This is a genomic window from Streptomyces sp. NPDC001678, assembly GCF_042892945.1.
In the GTDB taxonomy this organism is placed as follows: Bacteria; Actinomycetota; Actinomycetes; order Streptomycetales; family Streptomycetaceae; genus Streptomyces.
Window position 1 is genome coordinate 47,092 of the sequence record NZ_JBIAUP010000009.1, and the last position, 19,476, is coordinate 66,567.

Below are 19,476 nucleotides of genomic sequence, written 5' to 3' on the forward strand. Positions count from 1 at the left end.
CTACCTCCTCGATTCCACGGTGTGCTGTGCGTCGTGGGTCCCGGCGAACCACGAGACGGTGTGGCGCAGCCCCTCGGCCAGGCCGACGAGGGGCCTGTAGCCCAGGCCCCGCTCGGCCAGTTCGAGGTCGGCCAGCGCCGAGGCGACATCGCCCGCCCGGGGCGGTGCCGTGGCCGGGACCGTCCTCGCGGCCTCCGGGCGGCCGGCGAGCTCGGCGACGTTCGTCCGGAGCTCCTCGAACAGGTCGTTGAGCGAAGTGCCGTGTCCCGTACCGACGTTGAAGACGCCCTCGGAGCCGGCCGGCCGGGCCGCCGCCAGGAGGTTGGCCCGCACCACGTTGTCGATGTAGGTGAAGTCCCGGGACTGGGTGCCGTCGCCGTGGACCACCGGCGGCTGCGAGGTCAGCAGGGCACGGATCCACCGGGGGATCACCGCCGAGTACGGGCCGTCGGGGTTCTGGCGGGGCCCGAACACATTGAAGTAGCGCAGCCCCGTCATGGTGACGCCGCCGCTTCGGTGACAGACGGCGGCCAGCTGCTCCATCGCCCGCTTGCTCACCGCGTACGGCGACACCGGCTCGCCCAGGACGGGCTCGCGGCGCAGCGCCGTGGGGACGTCACCGTAGACGGAGCTGGAGCTGGCGTACACGATCCGGGACGCCCCGGCCTCCGTCGCGGCCCTGAACAGGTTGACGGAACCGATGGTGTTGACCTCGAGCACCTGGTCGGGGTGGGCCATGGAGCGGGGCACCGAGTTGAGCGCGGCCTGGTGGAGTACGGCGTCGACGCCCCGCACGGCCGCGTCGCAGGCGTCCCGGGACCGCAGGTCACCCTCGATCAGGTGGAAGCGCGCCCAGCGCGCCGGGCCCACCCTGGCTTCCACATCGGCGAGGTTCTCCTTCTTCCCGGTGGAGAAGTTGTCCAGCCCCACCACCCGTTTGCCGGCTTCCAGGAGTGTTTCCAGCAGATGTGAGCCGATGAACCCGGCCACCCCGGTGACCAGCCAGGTGTCCGGGAGCCCCGGAACGTCGTCGAGTAATCGTGCAGTGGGCATCGCAACCTCCACACAGCGCTACGCGGAAGACAGGAGAAGGAGACAGGGGAAGGAGACAGAGGAAGGGGTGGGTCAAGGCGGTGGACGGGCGGGACGGGGGTGTTACAGCACCGCCGCGTCGTGGTCGGCCAGCCGGCCCCGGGTGTCGAAGAGCACCCGCGTCCTGGACGCGTCGAGGTGCTCGCGGTACTGCGCGTGCCACTGGAGCACGATGGTCAGATCGGCGGTGGCCAGCGCGGTGTCCAGATCGCCGGCACGGAAGACGTCCAGGCCGTCGACGGCCCACGATCCGACGTAGGGGTCGTGGTAACGGACGTCGGCGCCCCGTTCCCTGAGGTGCCGCACGACGTCGTCGGCGGGTGACTCGCGCTGGTCGGAGATGTCGGCCTTGTAGGTGACACCCAGGACCAGCACCTGGGCACCGGCCAGTTCGCCTCCGGCGCGTGCCAGCATCCGCCCGGCGCGCTCGACCACATACGCCGGCATGCCGTCGTTGATCTCCTGGGCCAGGTCGATCATCTGTGACCGCCGGCCCAGTGCCCGCGCCTGGTAGGAGAGGTAGCGGGGGTCGATGGGGATGCAGTGGCCGCCGACCCCGGGACCCGGCTGGAAGGCGGCGAAACCGAAGGGCTTGGTCGTGGCGCACTCGATGGCGTTCCACAGGTCGACGCCCAACTCATGGGAGAGCATGGCCATTTCGTTGACCAGCGCTATGTTGACCTGCCGGTAGGTGTTCTCCAGGATCTTGGCCATCTCGGCCTCGCGGGTGCTCTTGGCGGCCACGACCTTCACCACGAACCGGCCGTAGAACTCCATGGCGTGCCGGGTGCACTCCGGGGTGTAACCACCCACCACCTTGGGGGTGTTGCGCACCCCGTACTCGGTGTTCCCGGGGTCGATGCGCTCCGGGGAGAAGGCCAGCCGGAAGTCGTCGCCGGCCCGCAGGCCGGACTCCTCCAGGACGGGCCGGACGATGTCGTCGGTGGTGCCGGGGAAGGTGGTGGATTCCAGCACCACCAGCATCCCCCGCCTGAGCCGGCGCGCCACCATCCCGCTGGCCTCCACCACATTGGACAGGTCGGGATGTCCTGTCTCGCTCAGCGGAGTCGGCACGCACACCACGATGACCCGTGGGGCGCCGAAGTTGTCCTCGTCGCAGGTGGCGGTGAAGCCGGCGGCGCGCATGTCCGCGATGTCGCCGTCGCCCACGCCGTCGACATGCGAGACGCCGGAGTTCAGCTGCCTCACCACCCGGGGGTTCGCGTCGAATCCCCGGACCCGTAAGCCCGCCTGGACGGCCTCCCTGGCCAGTGGCAGCCCCACGTATCCGAGGCCGACGACCAGTAGGTCCACCGCTTCAGTCATCGAACCGGTCCCCGTGCACCGCGGTCACCAGGTCGCGGACGGCCTCCACGGGCTTGTCCGCCGCCCAGGCGCGGCGCCCGATGGCCGCGCCGCCGATCCCCAGCCGCACCGCCCTGCCGAGGAAGTCCGTCAGCTCCGTCGAGGCGTCCGGGGGGCCGCCCGCCAGCACGATGGGCACCGAGGTGCTCTCGACGCACTGCCGGATGATGTCCTCGTCGTCCGGCAGGGACGTCTTGATGAAGTCGGCGCCTATCTCCTCGGCGATCCGGCAGGCATGGGCGTAGGCGCCGGCGCCCAGCTGCCGGACCGCCTCCGGCCTGCTGTAGACCGTGACCAGCACCGGCAGCCCCAGCTCGTGGGCCCGCTCCGCCAGCGCCGCGATGACGCGGGCGTTCTCCAGGTCGCCGGGCGAGCCGAACTTGAACTCCCCGCACACGGCGTCCGCGGCGTGTGCCGCGGCGTACTCCACCGTGTTGAGCAGGACGTGGTCCACCCCGGTGGCCAGCCGGCCGGTCAGGGCCATGATGACGCCCAGCCGCTCGGCTCCGGGCACGGCCAGGCTGTGGACCAGACCGGGCCGGAGCATCACCGCGTCCGCTTTTCCCCCGACGGCCGCCTCGATGACGGTGCGAGGATTCTCCAGGCCACCGGCCGGACCCATGGTGATGGCATGGTCGAGCGGGATGATCAGGGTTTTCCCGGTGGTGGGGGAGAACAGCCGACGCCGCCTGATGTGGAATCCGCCGAAGGTTTGGATCTGTGGAGCAGCCAGTGGGAGCGAAGGCATGATCTCGGCACTCCTCTCTGTGGCCTGCCCGCCGTGGATCACGACGCCAGACTCAGATGTCCATCGTATTCGCCAGTTTTCAGGTAGTTCTGCATGAGCCGCAGGATCCCCTGCGCGCGCTGCGGGCCCCAGCTCAGTACGGCCGCATTGCGGGAACCCAGCACGAAATTCAGAATGATCATGTCGCGCATGACCAGGAATTCATCGAAACGAGCCGCCGCCGGCGGCAGTTCCCGCACCGACCGGTATCCGTCGAGGTACCCCTCGGCGAACCGGTCGTAGGCGCCCGGCTCCTTCCGGCAGGTGCGCAGCACGGACGACAGCACGGTGGCCACGTCGAGCATGTAGAAACCCCAGCCGCAGTCGTCGAAGTCGATGACGGCCACGGTGCCGTCCGGGGTGCCCACCAGGTTGCCCCGGTGCAGGTCGGCGTGGATCACGCCCCAGTCGGCGGCACTTTGCTCCGGCAGTCGCTCGCGCACCGCCGCACACACCTCGCGCAGGGTCCGGCGCTCGTCCTCGCGGAGCCGGTCCCGGGCCGTCGGGTCCGTCATCGCGGCCCCGTTCTCGAAGACGTCCGCATGGCCCCACGAGGGGCGGACGAAGCCGGCCGGCGGCCGGAACCCCGAGGCGTGCTCGTGCAGCCGGGCCGTGATGGCGCCCAGCTCCCCGGCGACACGCGGGCGGCCGTAGGGAGGGGACGCCCGGCCCGGAATCCATTCGAAGACCACGGCCGTCGCCGGTTCCGGCCAGCCGGGTTCCTCGACGGTGACGACCTTTCCGGACGACCGGGTCGCCACGGGGGCCGGGACGGTCACCGCCTTGTCGGCGACCAGCGCCGCCATCCAGTCGAGCTCGGAATTCTGCTCGGCCGGGCTGCGCCCATCGCGTACCGAGATGCGGAGCATATAGAGGGCGGTTTCCCCGGGGTCCTTCCCGCTGCTGCCCTCCACGAAGTAGACGGCATTGTCCTCGTATTGCACGAGGCGCATCCGCCGGACGTCGATGTCATAGGACCTCAGCACTTCGAAGGCGAATGCCCGGAGTCGTCGCCGCTGAGTGCCGCGGGTCAATTCTTGGAATGAGCGATCCATCCGCTTTCCTTGCTCGGGATGTCTGTACGCTGCCATCAACCGCGCCGGAGGTGCAAGGGCCCAATGGAATCAATTCCTCCGCGGCGTTGCCGGGCGGCCGGGGCCAGGATGTATCAGGGCTCGGGAGAGCCGGGACAGTTGAACCGCCCGGTGACAGTTGAACGACCGGCTCAGCCGGACAGGCCGTCCAGATGCGGGAGAAGGTGCTGCAGCCGTTCCCGCTTGGTCCGCAGATAGCGGAGGTTCTCGGGGTGGGGTGACGTCAACAGCGGTACCTGCTCGCTTATTTCGATGCCATGGCGCCGCAGCGCGTCCCGCTTCTGCGGATTGTTGGACAGGAGCCTGACGGACCGCATGCCGAGGTCGTGGAGGATATCCGCGGCCACCCGGTAATCGCGGGCGTCGACCGGAAGGCCCAGGGCCAGGTTCGCCTCGACGGTGTCCAGCCCCTCCGTCTGCAGCCGCATGGCCTTGAGCTTGGCCAGCAGCCCTATGCCGCGGCCCTCGTGACCCTGGACGTAGACGAGCACGCCGGACCCCTCCGCCACGATGGCATCGAGGGCGCTGGACAGCTGGTCACCGCACTCGCAGTGCAACGAGCCGAAGACGTCCCCGGTCAGGCACTCGGAATGAACCCGGGTGAGGGTGCCGTGCCCCGAGACGTCGCCGTGGACCAGCGCGACCTGCTCGCGCATGCGGGCGCGGTCCAGATAGCCGATGGCGAGGAATTCGCCGTGGGTCGTCGGTAAACGGACCTCCACCACCCGTTCGATTCCGGCCGGCCGGGAAATGTCGCCGAAGGCGATACCGTCTGCTGCCATAAGCGGATCTTACCTCCGCACCCGCTTCCCGACTTCCCGGTGACCGGATTCAAGTGCCCACTTGCACAGTACAGTTGTCGACCGCGATCATCTTCGGTCATGAGTGATGCCGGGTATTTTCCACTTCCTTCGGACACCACCGACGACGTGCGGGGGAGGGAGGCGGAGGTGGCCCTGCTTCCCATCGGGAGTCTCGAACAGCACGGCCCGTTCCTGCCGTTGGCCACCGACACGGTCATCGCGTGCGCCATCGCCCGGGCGGTCTCCGCCGCCCACCCGGTGCGCGTGCTCCCTCCGTTGACGTTCTCCTGCTCGCACGAGCACGCGGCGTGGCCGGGCACGGTCAGCGTCTCCGCCGCCACCCTGTACGCGGTCGTGCGGGACATCGCGGACTCCCTCCGCCGCTCCGGCACCGACCGGCTGGTCCTGGTCAACGGCCATGGCGGAAACCACGTGCTGCGCAACCTCGTCCAGGAGTCGGTGGACGGCGGCCCGGCGCGGATGGCGCTCTTCCCCGGACCGGCCGACTGGGAGGCGGCGCGGGAGGCCGCCGGGCTGGAGACCACCTCGCACGCCGACATGCACGCGGGCGAGCTGGAGACCTCGGTCCTCCTGCACACCCACCCCCGGCTGGTCCGCCCCGGACACACGACGGGGGACCGGGAAGCCGACGACCGCCGGCACCTGCTCACCCTCGGCATGGCGGCGTACACCGACTCCGGCGTGATCGGACGGCCGTCGGCGGCGTCGCCCGCGAAGGGCGAGGCGCTGCTCGCGAGCCTCGCGACCTCCTTCGGCGAATACCTCGAAGTCCTCGGCCCCTGGAGCGACTTCACCTCGCAGGCCTACGAAGACATCAGTCTCCCCAGAGATTCCCCGGCCCGGAGGAGGGCGGAAAGGCGGGTGCGGCCATGAGCCGACCGACCGGTGTGCTCGACGAAGCGGACGCCTGGAACCGTCTGCTGGGCGTACGGACCGAACGGGACGCGGAAGCGGCCGGGCTCGTCCCCGGCGACGACGGCGGATGGCGGTGGCGGTGGACGGCCTCGCCGGAGGCGGACCGGCTGGCCCTGCGCTACGCACCGCTCTGCCTGGCCGGGCCCCGCCACGCCTTCGCCCAGCTCGGGCAGAGCGTGGACGGGTTCATCGCCACGCGCACGGGCGACGCGCGGTACGTCACCGGCGAGGAGGACCGCCGCCACCTCCACCGGCTGCGGGCCCTCGCCGACGCGGTCGTCGTCGGCGCCGGCACCGCCGCCGCGGACGACCCCCGGCTGACCGTGCGCGCCTGCGCGGGCGCCGACCCCGTGCGGGTGGTGCTCGACCGGAGTGGCCGCGTACCGGGGGACCGGGGCGTCTTCACGGACGGCGCCGCGCCCACGCTGTGGGTGGTGGACGCCGGCCGGGTGGGGGAACCGGAGCTCCGGCAGGGCGTCGAGGTCCTGCGCGTCCCCGGCACGGACTTCGCCCCCGGGCGCCTGCTGGACGCGCTCGCCCGGCGCGGCCTGGGCCGGGTCCTCGTCGAGGGCGGGGGCGTCACCGTCTCACGGTTCCTCGCGGCGGGCGCCCTGCACCGGCTCTATGTGACCGTCGCGCCCCTCATCCTGGGCGAGGGAGTGCCGGGGCTGCGCTTTCCCGGCCCGGACACCATGGGCGGGGCCCTGCGCGCCCCCGTGCGGCGCTTCGCGCTGGGGGACGACTCGCTCTTCGAGTTCGACCTGGGACCGGTCCGGCCAGGGCCGTGCGAGGTGCCGCGCCAGCAGGACACCGGCGCCCGGCAGGCTTGAGACGAAGCCGAGCCCCCCGTAGACCACGGAGACGGCCAGCCCCTGCCGGGCATCGAGCCCGGCGGCCCCGAAGGCCAGCGCCAGGGCGCCCTCGCGCGGCCCCCAGCCGCCGACGTTCACCGGCAGTGCCATCGCGAGCAGCGCCAGCAACAGCAGCGGCAGCAACCGGGAGACCGGCGCCGTCGCCCCGGCCACGCGGGCGGCCAGGAGGAACAGGGCGAGATGGCCCGCCAGCGCCGCCACCGACAGCGCCGTCACCCCCGGCCAGGTGTCGCGGGCGAGCAGGCCCGCCCGCGCGTCGGCGAACGCCGCGACCAGCGCGCGGCGGACACGGGTGGCGACCCGCCCCTGATGGAGCGCCACCGAGGCCGCGACCAGCAGCACCCCCAGCCAGGCCGCGAGGGCGGGGGCGGACAGCAGACCGTCGCCCACCGCCGAGAGCAGGGCGGGCCGGCTCAGCAGCGCGGCCGCCCCGGCCGCCACGAGCACTACCTGGCCCGCGGTCCGCTCGAGCACCACCGCGCGCACCCCACGGCCCACATCACCGGAGTCCCGGCCGTGCCGCACCGCCCGGTGCACGTCGCCGAGCACCCCGCCGGGGAGCACCGCGTTGAGGAACAGCGCCCGGTAGTAGTCGAGGACGGCCGTCCGCGGGGACAGCCGCAGACCCAGCCGGGCGGCCACCAGGCACCAGCGCCAGGCGCTGAACGTGGTGGTCGCCAGGCCGATCCCCAGGGCGGCCAGCAGCGCCCGGTCGTCGATCGCCCCCAGCGCGTCCAGGAGCGTCCCCGTGCCCAGCCGCCACAGCAGCACCGCGAGGACGACCGCCCCCAGCGCCGTCCGCAGCCGGGCCCAGCGCGTCGGCGTCATCCCCGGCCGCCTCCCGGGACGGCGGGCAGCGCCAGGAGGTCGACGTGGTGGACCACGACGCGCAACCCGCCCGTCGCACAGGCCTCCAGACGGCGCCGCAGGTACGCGTCCGCGCGCCCGGCGAGGTCCGGGCGCTGTTCGCGGGCGGCGCCGACCCAGCCGGTGAGCCACTCGGCCGTCAGCGCCCGGTGGCTCGCCCCGAGCCGCCAGGGACTGGGGCGGACCAGCACCTCCGCGCCGCGGCGCCGGAACGCCCGCGCGGTGACGTCGGCGGCGTCCGGGCCGAGCAGCCGGCGGCCACGCACGACGCGGCGCTGGTGGTCGTCGAACGCGGCCGCGATCTCGCCGTCCAGTGGATCGGCGGGGAAGAGCCCGACCCGCCCGGCCACCGAGAGCGTCAGCAGGGCGGGGCATCCGGCCCCGCAGCAGGCCGCGGCGAGGCCGTCCACCTCCTCGGCGGTGAGCAGGTCCAGCAGCGCGGAGGCGGTCACCAGCGAGGTGCCGGCCAGGTCGGCCGCGCGCAGGCGGGTGATGTCCCCGGGCCGGGCGACGGCCGTGACGGGGCCGCCGTCGGCCGAGACACGGGGCATGCCCGCGACGGCGAGGCCGAGGAGACCGGGGTCGTGGTCGTGCAGGTACCAGTGCTGCGGCCCGGGCAGCCGCCCGGCGAGCCAGCGCCCCATCGAGCCCGTGCCGCAGCCCGCGTCGCACACGAACGTACGCCCCGGCGGACGTCGCTCCCGCGCCAGGCGGGCGGCCAGCGGGCCGAGCAGCTCCGGCGACCGGGCCGTGGCGTCGGCGGCTTCGCGCAGGCGCAGCCACTGGGGGGCGAACCGGGCCGTTCCCACCGCGTTCACGTGTTCCTCCAGGGTTCCCGGCCGAACCGTCGTAGCACTTCGTCCAGGTGCCGGGCCGTCGTCGGCCACCCGTCCAGCGACTCCCGCCGGCGCAGCGCCGACGCCTTGAGGCGGCCGCGCAGGGCGGGGTCCTCGAACCAGCGGCGCAGGGCCGCGGCCAGGGCCACCGGGTCCTCCGGCGGCACCAGGACGCCCGGCACCTTCCCGTCCGGTGCCCGCCCCAGTGTCCCCGGCACGGCGCCGACGGCCGTCGCCAGCACGGGCACGCCGCGCGCCAGCGCCTCGGTGATCACCATGCCGTAGGTCTCGGCGCGGGAGGTCAGCACGGCCAGGTCGGCGGCCGCGTACCGGGCGGTGAGTTCCGCACCCGTCCTCGGGCCGGTCAGCCGCACTCTGTCACCGAGCCCGTACCCCTCGATGAGCCGGCGCAGCCGTGCGGTGTAGGGCGCGTCACGGCCCGCCGGGCCCACGCACTCGCAGCTCCACGGCAGGTCCACGAGGGTCGCAAGGGCCGTCACCAGCAGGTCCTGGCCCTTGCGCGGGGTCAGCGAGGCGACGCAGAGCAGCCGTGACGCACCGTCGGTGCCGGGCGCGGGCGGCGCCGGGTCGGTGCCGGGGGCGACCACGTGGACGCGCCGTGGGTCGAGCCCGTGGTGGGCGATCAGCCGGCGGGCGGCCCAGTCGCTGGTCGCCACGACCGCGCCCGCCGCCCGGAGGGTGGCCCGTTCCCGCGCGTCGAGGTCCGCGGCCCGCTCGGCCGGCAGCCCCGTCTCGTCGGCCAGCGGCAGGTGCACCAGGACGGCCAGGCGCAGTCGGCGGGTGTGGGGGACGACGAGGCCGGGCACGCCGCACGCCACGAGTCCGTCGAGGAGGACGAGGGCGCCGTCGGGCAGTGCGGCCAGTGTCTCCGCCAGTGCCGCGCGGGCGGCGGCGCCGGGCAGGGGCCAGCTCCCCGCGACGGCGGTCTCGCGCACCGGCCGGCCGGCCGCCGCCAGGCCCTGACACACCCGGCGGTCGTAGACGTTGCCACCGCTGGGCGCGGTCGTGTCGTCGACGTCACCGGGCAGGACGACGTGCACCCGGTCCGCGGTCGTCGTGGCCGTGCTCACAGCGCGCGCTCGTAACTGGCCCAGGCGACATGGGATTCGTGGAGGGTGACGGTGATCCCGGTGAGCCCGTGGGCGCCCTCGCCGAGGGTGCCCGCTCGGACCCGGTCGGCGAGCCGGTCGGCGATGGTCTTGGCCAGGAACTCGGTGGAGGTGTTGACGCCCGCGAAGGCGGGCTCCTCGTCGAGATTGCGGTAGGCGAACTCGCCGAGCACCGCGCCGAGTTCCCTGGTGGCCAGCCCCATGTCGACCACGATGCCGTCGGTGTCGAGCTCGGGCCGGCGGAACGTCGCGTCCACCAGGAAGGTCGCGCCGTGCAGCCGTTGCGCGGGCCCGAAGACCTCGCCGCGGAAGCTGTGGGCCACCATCATGTGGTCACGGACGGTGATGCTGAACAACGGACGAACCCCCAGGGCGGTCGGTCCGCGCCCGGTCCCCGGTCGTGGCGGGCGCGTAGGTGATCAGTTGGCAGAGGGCCGGCAGTTCGCCGCCGGCCAGGAGCGGCATGACCCCCGGCAGTTCCTCGAAGGCGCACTCGCCCGTGATGAGCGCGTCGAACACCGGGTCGGAGAGCAGGTCGAGCGCGAGCGCGAGCCGGTCGGCATGGGTGCGGCGGGCGCGGCGGGCCGGGGACACCGCGCCCACCTGGCTGCTGCGCACGACCAGGCGCCGGGAGTGGAAGAAGCCGCCCAGCTGCAGGCCGACGCGCCGGTCGCCGTACCAGCTGAGCTCGATGACCTCCCCCTCCGGGGCGAGGAGCTCCAGCGACCTGACGAGCCCGGCCTCGGTGGCGCTGGCGTGGACGACCAGGTCGCGGCCGGCCGCCGCCTCCTCGGGCGTCGCGAAGCCCACGCCCAGTGCCCGGGCCACGGCGGCCCGGGAGGGGTCGGTGTCCACCAGCTCCACCCGGACGCCGGGGAAGCGGGCGAGGAGCGCGGCCACGCAGCAGCCGACCATGCCGGCCCCCACCACGGAGATCCGGTCGCCGACCAGCGGTGCCGCGTCCCACAGGGCGTTCACCGCGGTCTCCACCGTACCGGCGAGCACGGCCCGCCGCGGGGGCACCGCGTCCGGGACGACCGTCACCGCGCCGGCCGGCACCACATAGCGGGTCTGGTGCGGGTGGAGGCAGAAGACGGTACGGCCCAGCAGGTCCGGCGGGCCCTCCTCGACGCATCCCACGCTGAGGTAGCCGTACTTGACCGGCCCGGGGAAGTCCCCCTCCTGGAACGGCGCCCGCATCGCCTCCCGTTGGCCCTCGGGCACCCCGCCACGGAAGACCAGGGTCTCGGTGCCCCGGCTCACCCCGGAGTACAGGGCGCGGACGAGCACCTCGCCGGCGCCCGCCTGCGGTACCGGGACCGGCCGGATCTCGCCGTGGCCGGGGGCCCGGATCCAGAAGGCTCGTGCCGGGCGGTCCATTGCGACCTCCAAGGTGGGGAGAAGGCGTCACGGCCTCTGGGGCCTGGCCGAACGCTCGTTACGATACGAGGAACGCAATTGTGTTCGCCATACAACTGGGAGACGGTGCGGTGGCCATCCAAGACCCGCGCGACCCATGCCGGTTGGGCCGGGAGCTGACCATCGGGATGGCCGGCGGTCAGCTCCTCCTCCTGGCGCTCCTGTGGGGTGCCGTCGGCCTGGGGCCCGTCGGCTGGCTGGCCGGCGCCGTGTTCGCCGCCGTCACCTCGGTCGCCCTGGTGCTGGCGCTGCGGCGGACGTGGGCGCGACGGCTGGGACCGGCGAACCGGGTCACGCTGGCCCGGGCCGCCCTGGTCGGAGGGGTGACGGCCCTGGTGGCCAACGGCCCGGGAGGACGGCCGCTGGTCGTGGTCCTGGTCGCCGTCGCCTCGGTCGCGCTGGTCCTCGACGGGGTCGACGGCCATGTGGCCCGGCGTACGGGGACCGCGTCCGCCGTGGGCGCGCGCTTCGACATGGAGGTCGACGCGTTCCTCATCCTGGTGCTCAGCGGCTTCGTCGCCAGGTCTCTGGGCGCGTGGGTGCTGACGATCGGCGCGATGCGCTACGCCTTCGTCGCGGCGGCCAGGGTGCTGCCCTGGCTCCGGGCACCCCTGCCGCCGCGCTTCTCGCGCAAGGTCGTGGCCGCGCTCCAGGGCATCGTCCTCGTGGTGGCGAGCGCGGGGATCGTGCCCCGGCCGGCCACCACCGCGCTGGTCGGGCTGGCACTGGCCGCGCTCGTGTGCTCCTTCGGCCGGGACGTCGTGTGGCTGTGGCGGACCAGGGGCACGGCCCACCGGACGGCGCGCTGAGCGGCCCTGCCCAGGTCCGTTGCGGCACCGCCCCACCGGCCACCGACGGTCCGTGGCCGCCGGACCGCCCTTGCGGCGGAGCGTTCAGCACGCCGTGCCCAGGTTCGCCCTGCGCAGCATCTCGTCGGTCCACTGGACGGTCTGGCGCGCCACCTTGGAGTCGTAGCGGACGAACCGGCGGCGCAGGCACGACAGCCGGACGTCGGCGCGCAGCGAGGTGACGCGGTCGGCCAGGACGAGCGCCTCCCCGGCCGCGGCCGCCGCGCCGTCCACCTCGCGGCGGGCCAGCCGCGCCTGGGCCAGCGAGGTCCAGTGCAGCAGCCGGTCGCGGGGCTGGTCGTCGCCGAGCAGCTCGATCCCCCGGGTGAGGTGCCGCTCCGCGCGCTCGGGATGTCCCATCTCCAGCCAGGCCCGGCCCGCGTCGGCCACCATCACACCGGGAGACAGCCAGTAGGCCCACGGCGCGTCGGGCAGGCCCGCGCCCTCGGCGAGCCCGGCCGCCTCCTCCAAGGCCCGCTGGCCGCCCTTCACGTCACCGAGGGCCGCGTGGGCCCGGGCCTCCCGGGAGGCCAGCAGGGCCTGGTCCAGCCCGCCGCCCTCCCGGGCGGAGCCCATCCGGGCGACGCGGATCAGCCGCAACGCCTCGTCGCCCCGGCGGTCCCACGCCGCCCGGTAGCTCATGCAGGAGATGATGTACGCGGCCAGCGACCGGTCCCGGGCGGTGCGGGCCGCGCTCAGGGCGGCGAGGAAGCAGGAGGTGCCGAGTTCCTCCTGGCCCATGTCGGCGGCCAGCCAGCCGGCGAGTTGCCCCAGTTCGGCGGCGATCTGGTGCAGCAGGACGCCGGTCGGCGCGTCGTAGGCGTACTCCTCGGTCAGCTTCCGCACCCACCGCAGGTCCTGCAGGGCCCACTCCATGACCAGCCGGGTGTTGGCGCTGTCGTCCAGCCCGCGCAGCTGCTGGAGTCGTGCGGCGAGCATCTGCACCGCCGCCGCGGGCACTTCGTCGCCGGACAGCCGCACGGGGGGTTCCGCCTCCCGTGCGACCAGCCAGTCCACCGTCGCCGAGACGGGGTCCGGTGCGGTGGGCGGGGCGGCCGCGGGCCCGGTACGGGGACCGTAGGCGCCCGGCGGCGACTTTGAGGCGGTGGGCTGCTCGGGCCACAGTTCCTCGACCGTCACGGTCTCGCCGAGGTGATCGGTGAGTATCTCCGCGACCAGCTGGGGGAGCTGTCGTCGAGGGCGGGCGCCCTTGAGCCAGTTGTACGGCGCCTTGCTGCTGATGGTGCCCGGTCCGCTGCGTTTGTTCACCTCTCGGGCCAGGCGCTCAGGCGACCAGGCAAGACGGGCCAGAGCTGCGGGGAGGGCCGATGTCTCGTTCATCTGGGCATACCTCGACCCCGGCACCGGACGGTACCGAGGCATCGGTCTGTAGGGGGCTGGGGAATCGTCGGGCCGGGCGGCGCCGGACCGGGGGTACGAGGGGGTGATGGGGGACTCCGCCGTAACACACGGCGGAACGAACAGCCCGGGACGGGCTCAGGCGCCTACGGCCCGCACGAGGGCGGCACCCTGCCGTGCCGGCCGGGGACGCAGCACCACGCAGTACAGGGCCACCCCCACGCCGAGCACGCCGACCGTGCACAGCAGCGGGGTGTGGAACGATCCGGTCAGTTCCGCCAGCCAGCCGGTCAGCACCACACCGCCTGCCGTGGCGGCCGTGTTGGCGAAGTTCATCAGGCCGCTGACCGAGCCGACGGCGCCCGGCGGCGCGAGCAGGCCGGGCAGGCTCCAGGCGACGGGGGCGGCGATGGCCAGCCCCGAGAGGGCCAGCGACAGCCAGCCCACCGCGACCAGCGGTGATCCGGCGGTGGCGGCGGCTCCGGCCGTCGCCCCGAGCGCCAGGCCGGTGAGCAGCACCGTCTTGCGGACCCGGCGGGGGTCGCGGCCCCGGCGGACGAGTCTGTCGACCAGCCAGCCGCCGACGACGAGTTCGGCGGCCGTCGCCACGCCCCACGGGACCATGGAGTAGAGGCCCGAGTCGAGCAGCCGGACCTCGAACTCCGTCTGAAAGAACTGGGGCATCCAGGTGAGCACGACGTTGATGGTGTAGCCGTAGCAGGCGAACCCCAGGGCCAGGGCCCAGACGGTGCGCGAGCGCAGGGCCCGGCGCAGGGCGCCGCCGTCGTGCTCGGCGTCGCGGGCTCCGCCCGCGAGGATGTACTCGCGCTCACGGAGGCCGAGCCGGGGGTGTGCGGACGGGTCCCGGTAGCCCCACCACCACACGGCGGTGAAGGCCAGGCTGAGGGCCGCGCTGAAGAGGAAGCCGGCACGCCAGCCCCATTCGCTCATCACGAACGCCAGCACGGGAAAGGCCACCATGTTGGCCAGCTTGGTGGCGCCGTCGAACATCGCGGTGGCCATGCCGCGTTCGGACAGCGGGAACCAGGCGGCGGTCGCCTTGGAGGCGCCGACCATCGCGGGCCCTTCGGCCACCCCCAGCAGCAGCCGGGCGGCGATCACCAGCCCGAGCCCGCCGGCCACGGCCGTCAGCAGGCAGGCGGCGGCCCACAGCAGGGAGGCGAAGCGCATGAGCCGGGAGACACCGAAGGTGTCCACCAGGATTCCGGCCGGTAACTGCACCAGGCAGTAGGACCAGGTGAACGCCGACAGGACAAGGCCGAGCCGGCTGAAATCAAGGCTGAATTCCGTGGCGAGCGACGAACTCGCCACGGATAAGGCCGTGCGGTCGACGAAGTTGACCAGCACGCCTCCGGCGAGCAGACCGCCGATCGCCCATCGCGCACGTCCACGGGATTTCACTTGAGCAAGCCAACCTTTCGTAGCGCGGCCGCTGCGCCGAGCGCGGCGGAGTTGAACGTCGAGCTGACCAAGCTGACCAAACTGACCGGTTGGAATTCTTTAAGAGTGATCATAGACGCGCTGGAGTAGGAGGGATCACCAGGCGCATGGAGAGGGGAACCATGTCCGAACTGTTGGCCGGTACCGTGACCTTCCACGACAGGAATGAACTCCAGCAGTACCTGACCGAAATCGTGTCGGTCAGGTCCCTGTTGCCCGCCGGCTCACCGCGGCTGGCCGGGGAGAACGCCCAGCACACCCGGGCGTTGGCCGAATCGGACGTTCCGCTGCCACCGATCGTCGTGCACCGCCCCACGATGCGGATCATCGACGGGGTGCACCGGGTGAGGGCCGCCCTGCTCAGGGGGGACGAACACATCGAGGCCCGGTTCGTCGACGGCTCCCCCGAGGACGCCTTCGTCCTGGCGGTGAAGCTCAACACCCAGCACGGGATGCCGCTTTCGCAGGCCGACCGGATGGCCGCGGCCACCCGTATCATCGGTACGCACCCGCACTGGTCGGACCGGCGGATCGCGGAGGTCACCGGCATCTCCCCGAGCGCCGTCGGGGGCCTGCGCACCCGTTCAACCGACCAGGCCGCACAGTTGAACGCCCGGACCGGCCGGGACGGCCGGGTCCGCCCGCTCAACGCGGCCCAGGCCCGCAGGCGGGCCTGCGAGTTCATCCTCGGCCGGCCCGACGCCTCGCTGCGGGAGATCGCCGAGGCGGCGGGGGTCGCCGTCGCCACGGCCAGGGACGTGCGCAAGAGGCTGAAGCGGGGCGAGGACCCGGTGCCGCCGAAGCTGCGCGCCGCCGAACAGCGGGTCGCCGACGCCGAGGATACACGGGAATCCCCAGGTGAGGGGCGGCAGTCGGCGTCCCCCGCACCCTCCGAGGGCCGCTCCGTGCTGGCGAACATGCGCAAGGACCCCTCGCTGCGCTTCACCGAGGCGGGGCGGACCCTGCTGCACCTGCTGACATCCCAGTCGCTGGCCCCCGAGAAATGGCGCTGGCTGGCCGAGGGCGTGCCCACGCACCGTGCCGCCGACGTGGCCCGCACGGCGCGGCGATGCGGTGAGCAGTGGATCCAGTTCGCGCGGGAACTCGAACGGCGATGCGCGCCAAGCCCTGGTAAAGCGAGCTGAGACCCCGCGTAGTTGGTGCGTGCAAGTGTCTTTCGGGACAATGGCCGGTGCTTGCCGCCCGGACGGGCCGTCGGTACAACTGAGAGGCAGGCGCCGGATGTTTGTTTGAATCGTTTGCGCCATTTCAGGTCGTTTCTTTGGCAACGGGGTTGAATAGTTTCCGCCATGCCGGCCGTCCCCCGATGCCGTATCCCTCCCGCTGGTCCACCAGGAAGGAGAACTCGGCACCATGGCTGATTCCACGGCCGCATCGGTGAATTCAGGCCAGCAACGTCCCGCCGTGGCCGGCCCGCCTCCGGGACGCGCGGCGGTCATCGCCGGGATCGGGTCGTACCTGCCCCCCGACGTCGTGACCAACCAGGACCTCGAGGCCCGGCTGGAAACCTCCGACGAATGGATACGCACCCGGACCGGCATCGCCACCCGCCATGTGGTCTCACCCGGGACCGCGACCTCGGACCTCGCGGTGGAGGCCGGCCGACGGGCGCTGACCTCCGCGGGCGAGCAGGGTGCGGACGCCGTCGTCCTGGCCACCACCACCCCCGACCGGCCGTGCCCGGCCACCGCGCCCGAGGTGGCCGCGCGGCTCGGGCTGACGGGAGTGGCCGCCTTCGACGTCGCCGCCGTGTGCACCGGCTTCCTCTACGGACTGGCCACGGCCGCCGGCCTCATCGCGGCCGGCACCGCCGAGCGGGTCCTGCTCATCGCGGCCGACGCCTTCACCACCATCATCGACCCGGCGGACCGCACCACCGCCGTGATCTTCGCCGACGGTGCCGGCGCGGTGGTCCTGCGGGCCGGCGAGGCGGCCGAGCCGGGCGCCCTCGGACCGGTCGTGCTGGGCAGCGACGGCACCCTGAGCGACCTCATCGAGGTACCCGCGGGCGGCTCCCGGCAGCGCTCCTCGGGGGTACCGGCGGCGCCGGGCGAGGAGTACTTCCGGATGCGGGGGCGCGACACCTACCGGCACGCGGTCACCCGGATGACCGCCGCCTGTCACGCGGCGGCCGAGGGCGCGGGCACACGGATGGCCGACATCGACCGGCTCGCGGCGCACCAGGCCAACGCCCGCATCCTGGCCACGGTCGCGGACCGGCTGCGGATCCCGGCCGAGCGCCGGCTGTCCAACATCGAGCGGGTCGGCAACACCGGCGCCGCCTCCATCCCGCTCCTGCTGGCCCAGGCCGCCGCCGAGGGGAGCCTGGTGCCGGGGCACCGAGTCCTGCTCACCGCGTTCGGCGGCGGGCTGGCCTGGGGCGCCACCACCCTGCGGTGGCCCGAAGTGAAGGCCCTCTGAGCCCCTCGCCCGCGACCACCCCACCAACAGCCGCCCCTTTGAGGGGACTTCCCGTGTTCAGGAAAGGAAACGCCGTGTCCGTAGGGTTCGAGCAGATCAAGGAAATCCTGGTCAACAACCTCAAGGTGACCCCGGAGCAGGTGACCCCCGAGGCGACATGGGAGGACATCGAGCTGGACTCCCTGGCGATGGTCGAGCTGTCGCTGATGCTGGAGCAGGAGTTCGGCCTCGAGATCGGCGACGACGAGCTGCTGGGCGCGTCGACGATCAGCGACATGGTGGGCCTCGTGGAAGAGCGGAGCACCAAGGCCTGATGTCCGGGATCGATGTCGCCGTCACCGGCCTCGGGCTGGTCACCCCGGGCGGGGTGGGGGTGGGGCCGAGCTGGGCCGCGGTCTGCGCGGGCCGGCCCGCGGCCGCCCTGGACCCCGCCCTGAAGGACAACGTCGTCCGGATCTCCTGCCGGGTCCCCGGCTTCGACGCGGACGAACTGCTCGGCGCCCGCCGCGCCCACCGCCTGGACCCGTTCGTGCGGTTCGCGCTGGTGGCCGCGCGGGAGGCCATCGCCGACGCCGGGCTCGACCCGCGGACCTGGGACGGCGCCCGGGTCGGCGTGGTGCTCGGCTGCGCCGACGGCGGACCGGGCACGGTGGAGGCGCAGCACCACGTCCTGCGCGAGCGCGGCGCCGCCAAGGTGTCCCCGCTGCTGCTGCCCATGCAGCTGCCGAACATGCTGGCCGGGCAGACCGCCATGGAGTTCGGGGCGACCGGCCCCAACCTGGTGGTGGCCACGGCCTGCGCCTCCGGCACCACCGCCATCGGCACGGCTCGGGACCTGCTCGCGCTGGACCGCTGCGACATCGTCCTGGCCGGCGGCAGCGAGGCGATGGTCACCCCGCTGGTGATGGCCGGGTTCGCGCAGATGGGCGCCCTGTCCGGGCGCTCGGACGACCCGGCGGCCGCCTCGCGGCCCTTCGACGCCGACCGGGACGGATTCGTCGCCGGCGAGGGCGCGGGAGTGCTGGTGCTGGAGCGCACCGCCGACGCCCGGGCCCGCGGCGCGGGCGTCCGCGCCAGGATCGCCGGCTACGGGGCGAGCGCCGACGCGCACCACATGACGCGCCCCCACCCCGAGGGCGCCGGGATCGAACAGGCCCTGCGCGCGGCCCTGGCCGACGCGGACGCCACCCCGGCCGACGTCCGGCACATCAACGCCCATGGCACCTCCACCCCCCTCAACGACCTGGTGGAGGCGGCGGCGATCGACCGGGTGCTGCCCGACGGCCCGCTCGTGACATCCACCAAGGGGGTGACGGGCCATCTGCTGGGCGCGGCCGGGGCGGTGGAGGCCGTCTTCTCCGTCCTGGCCGTGGAACAGGGCCTGGTGCCCCCCACCGCCAACCTCGACCGGCTCGACCCCAGGATGGACATCGAGGTCGCCGACGCGCCGACCCGAACGCCCGTGGAACTCGCGCTGAGCAATTCCTGTGGATTCGGCGGCCAGAACGCCACATTGGCGATCGCCCGGGCCTGAGCACCGGGTACCCGCGAACCCGTTCCATTCCCAAGACCCCTTCAATTCCCAAAGAACGGAGGAGGCGGAGCCGTGCCCGGATCCGGTGCGGCCCCGTCGGCCGACTCATGGTGGAAAACATTGGCAACCCGACCGCGGCCGGTACGACGACGGCAGGAATCGGTCTGGTGCGCATCGACCACATCGGAATAGCGGTCCCCGACCTCGAGGCGGCGATCGAGCGGTATCAGCGGGTGTTCGACATGCGCTGCGTTCATATCGAGGAAAACCTCGAACAGGGCGTGCGCGAGGCGATGATGGAGGTCGGGACCGACGATCGGGGCGGCCGCGTGCAGCTGCTCGCGCCACTGTCGCCGACGTCGACGATCGCCCGGTTCCTGGACCGTTCGGGCCCCGGAGTGCAGCAGGTCGCCTACACCGTCACCGATGTGGAGGCCGCCTGCGCCACACTGCGCGCACGCGGCGTCCGGCTGCTGTACGACGCTGCGCGCCGCGGCACCGCGGGCTCGCGGATCAATTTCGTGCACCCCGGCGACACCGGCGGCATTCTCGTCGAACTCGTGGAACCGGCCGCCGGCTGACGCCACGCCGGGCGTCCTTGCCGGAGCCAGGCTAACGGCCCTGCGCAAAG

General features: G+C 73.2%; 19 protein-coding genes and 1 pseudogene. 8 read left to right on the top strand and 12 right to left on the bottom strand.

Annotated features, from left to right (window positions below; all coding sequences use genetic code 11):
* The 5 genes from ACFYZR_RS19965 to ribA form a co-directional block, all read right to left on the bottom strand.
* On the bottom strand, positions 1–1,053 hold the full coding sequence (locus tag ACFYZR_RS19965; RefSeq protein WP_391911990.1) for an SDR family NAD(P)-dependent oxidoreductase: 1,053 nt from the start codon (positions 1,051–1,053) through the stop codon (positions 1–3).
* A 102-nt stretch (positions 1,054–1,155) separates the two neighbouring features.
* Positions 1,156–2,418: a nucleotide sugar dehydrogenase gene (locus ACFYZR_RS19970; protein WP_391911992.1), complete on the bottom strand. Its 1,263-nt coding sequence runs from the start codon at positions 2,416–2,418 to the stop codon at positions 1,156–1,158.
* Positions 2,411–3,205, bottom strand: a complete 795-nt coding sequence (locus tag ACFYZR_RS19975) for a class I fructose-bisphosphate aldolase (protein WP_391911994.1) — start codon at positions 3,203–3,205, stop codon at positions 2,411–2,413. Before ACFYZR_RS19975 ends, ACFYZR_RS19970 begins: the two co-directional genes overlap by 8 nt.
* Positions 3,206–3,243: 38 nt before the next feature.
* Positions 3,244–4,230 carry a phosphotransferase enzyme family protein gene (locus ACFYZR_RS19980; RefSeq protein ID WP_391911996.1) on the bottom strand — a complete coding sequence of 329 codons (987 nt, stop codon included), beginning with the start codon at positions 4,228–4,230 and terminating at the stop codon, positions 3,244–3,246.
* Between the two features lie 239 nt (positions 4,231–4,469).
* A complete protein-coding gene (gene ribA, locus ACFYZR_RS19985; RefSeq protein ID WP_391911998.1) occupies positions 4,470–5,120 on the bottom strand; it encodes a GTP cyclohydrolase II in 651 nt (216 codons plus the stop codon).
* Positions 5,121–5,219: 99 nt separating this feature from the next.
* Here ribA and ACFYZR_RS19990 point away from each other — a divergent pair, with 99 nt between their 5' ends.
* The gene (locus ACFYZR_RS19990; RefSeq protein ID WP_391911999.1) at positions 5,220–6,035 is read left to right on the top strand and encodes a creatininase family protein; all 816 of its coding nucleotides are present in this window, start codon (positions 5,220–5,222) and stop codon (positions 6,033–6,035) included.
* Positions 6,032–6,907 carry a RibD family protein gene (locus ACFYZR_RS19995; protein WP_391912000.1) on the top strand — a complete coding sequence of 292 codons (876 nt, stop codon included), beginning with the start codon at positions 6,032–6,034 and terminating at the stop codon, positions 6,905–6,907. The genes ACFYZR_RS19990 and ACFYZR_RS19995 overlap by 4 nt, the downstream gene beginning before the upstream one ends.
* A gap of 45 nt (positions 6,908–6,952) precedes the next feature.
* On the opposite strand, the pseudogene ACFYZR_RS20000 reads toward ACFYZR_RS19995, so the two are convergent.
* The 5 genes and pseudogenes from ACFYZR_RS20000 to ACFYZR_RS20020 form a co-directional block, all read right to left on the bottom strand.
* A pseudogene (locus tag ACFYZR_RS20000) lies at positions 6,953–7,777 on the bottom strand (lysylphosphatidylglycerol synthase transmembrane domain-containing protein); the annotation flags it as partial.
* The gene (locus ACFYZR_RS20005; RefSeq protein ID WP_391912002.1) at positions 7,774–8,634 is read right to left on the bottom strand and encodes a class I SAM-dependent methyltransferase; all 861 of its coding nucleotides are present in this window, start codon (positions 8,632–8,634) and stop codon (positions 7,774–7,776) included. The gene ACFYZR_RS20005 and the pseudogene ACFYZR_RS20000, both read right to left, overlap by 4 nt.
* Positions 8,631–9,743 (bottom strand): glycosyltransferase family 4 protein, encoded by a 1,113-nt coding sequence (locus ACFYZR_RS20010; RefSeq protein ID WP_391912004.1) that lies wholly within the window; start codon positions 9,741–9,743, stop codon positions 8,631–8,633. The genes ACFYZR_RS20005 and ACFYZR_RS20010 overlap by 4 nt, the downstream gene beginning before the upstream one ends.
* Complete coding sequence (locus ACFYZR_RS20015) at positions 9,740–10,138, bottom strand: 6-pyruvoyl tetrahydropterin synthase family protein (RefSeq protein WP_391912006.1); 399 nt, start codon at positions 10,136–10,138, stop codon at positions 9,740–9,742. Before ACFYZR_RS20015 ends, ACFYZR_RS20010 begins: the two co-directional genes overlap by 4 nt.
* Positions 10,116–11,162, bottom strand: coding sequence for a zinc-binding alcohol dehydrogenase (locus ACFYZR_RS20020; protein WP_391912008.1), 1,047 nt, complete (start codon positions 11,160–11,162; stop codon positions 10,116–10,118). The genes ACFYZR_RS20015 and ACFYZR_RS20020 overlap by 23 nt, the downstream gene beginning before the upstream one ends.
* Before the next feature lie 110 nt (positions 11,163–11,272).
* Between ACFYZR_RS20020 and ACFYZR_RS20025 the strand changes: the two genes are divergently transcribed.
* Complete coding sequence (locus tag ACFYZR_RS20025) at positions 11,273–12,010, top strand: CDP-alcohol phosphatidyltransferase family protein (RefSeq protein WP_391912010.1); 738 nt, start codon at positions 11,273–11,275, stop codon at positions 12,008–12,010.
* Positions 12,011–12,094: 84 nt separating this feature from the next.
* Here ACFYZR_RS20025 and ACFYZR_RS20030 read toward each other — a convergent pair whose 3' ends face one another.
* Entirely contained in the window at positions 12,095–13,390 is a 1,296-nt protein-coding gene (locus tag ACFYZR_RS20030) for a hypothetical protein (RefSeq protein WP_391912012.1), read from the bottom strand.
* Between the two features lie 156 nt (positions 13,391–13,546).
* Positions 13,547–14,830 (bottom strand): MFS transporter, encoded by a 1,284-nt coding sequence (locus ACFYZR_RS20035; protein ID WP_391912014.1) that lies wholly within the window; start codon positions 14,828–14,830, stop codon positions 13,547–13,549.
* A gap of 161 nt (positions 14,831–14,991) precedes the next feature.
* Here ACFYZR_RS20035 and ACFYZR_RS20040 point away from each other — a divergent pair, with 161 nt between their 5' ends.
* The 5 genes from ACFYZR_RS20040 (at position 14,992) to mce (ending at position 19,426) form a co-directional block, all read left to right on the top strand.
* Complete coding sequence (locus ACFYZR_RS20040; protein ID WP_391912016.1) at positions 14,992–16,014, top strand: ParB/RepB/Spo0J family partition protein; 1,023 nt, start codon at positions 14,992–14,994, stop codon at positions 16,012–16,014.
* 229 nt (positions 16,015–16,243) lie between these two features.
* The gene (locus tag ACFYZR_RS20045) at positions 16,244–17,311 is read left to right on the top strand and encodes a beta-ketoacyl-ACP synthase III (protein ID WP_391912018.1); all 1,068 of its coding nucleotides are present in this window, start codon (positions 16,244–16,246) and stop codon (positions 17,309–17,311) included.
* A 74-nt stretch (positions 17,312–17,385) separates the two neighbouring features.
* Positions 17,386–17,625 (top strand): acyl carrier protein, encoded by a 240-nt coding sequence (locus ACFYZR_RS20050; protein ID WP_391912020.1) that lies wholly within the window; start codon positions 17,386–17,388, stop codon positions 17,623–17,625.
* Entirely contained in the window at positions 17,625–18,845 is a 1,221-nt protein-coding gene (locus ACFYZR_RS20055; RefSeq protein WP_391912022.1) for a beta-ketoacyl-[acyl-carrier-protein] synthase family protein, read from the top strand. The genes ACFYZR_RS20050 and ACFYZR_RS20055 overlap by 1 nt, the downstream gene beginning before the upstream one ends.
* 107 nt (positions 18,846–18,952) lie before the next feature.
* On the top strand, positions 18,953–19,426 hold the full coding sequence (mce, locus tag ACFYZR_RS20060) for a methylmalonyl-CoA epimerase (protein ID WP_391912024.1): 474 nt from the start codon (positions 18,953–18,955) through the stop codon (positions 19,424–19,426).
* Positions 19,427–19,476: the final 50 nt, after the last annotated feature.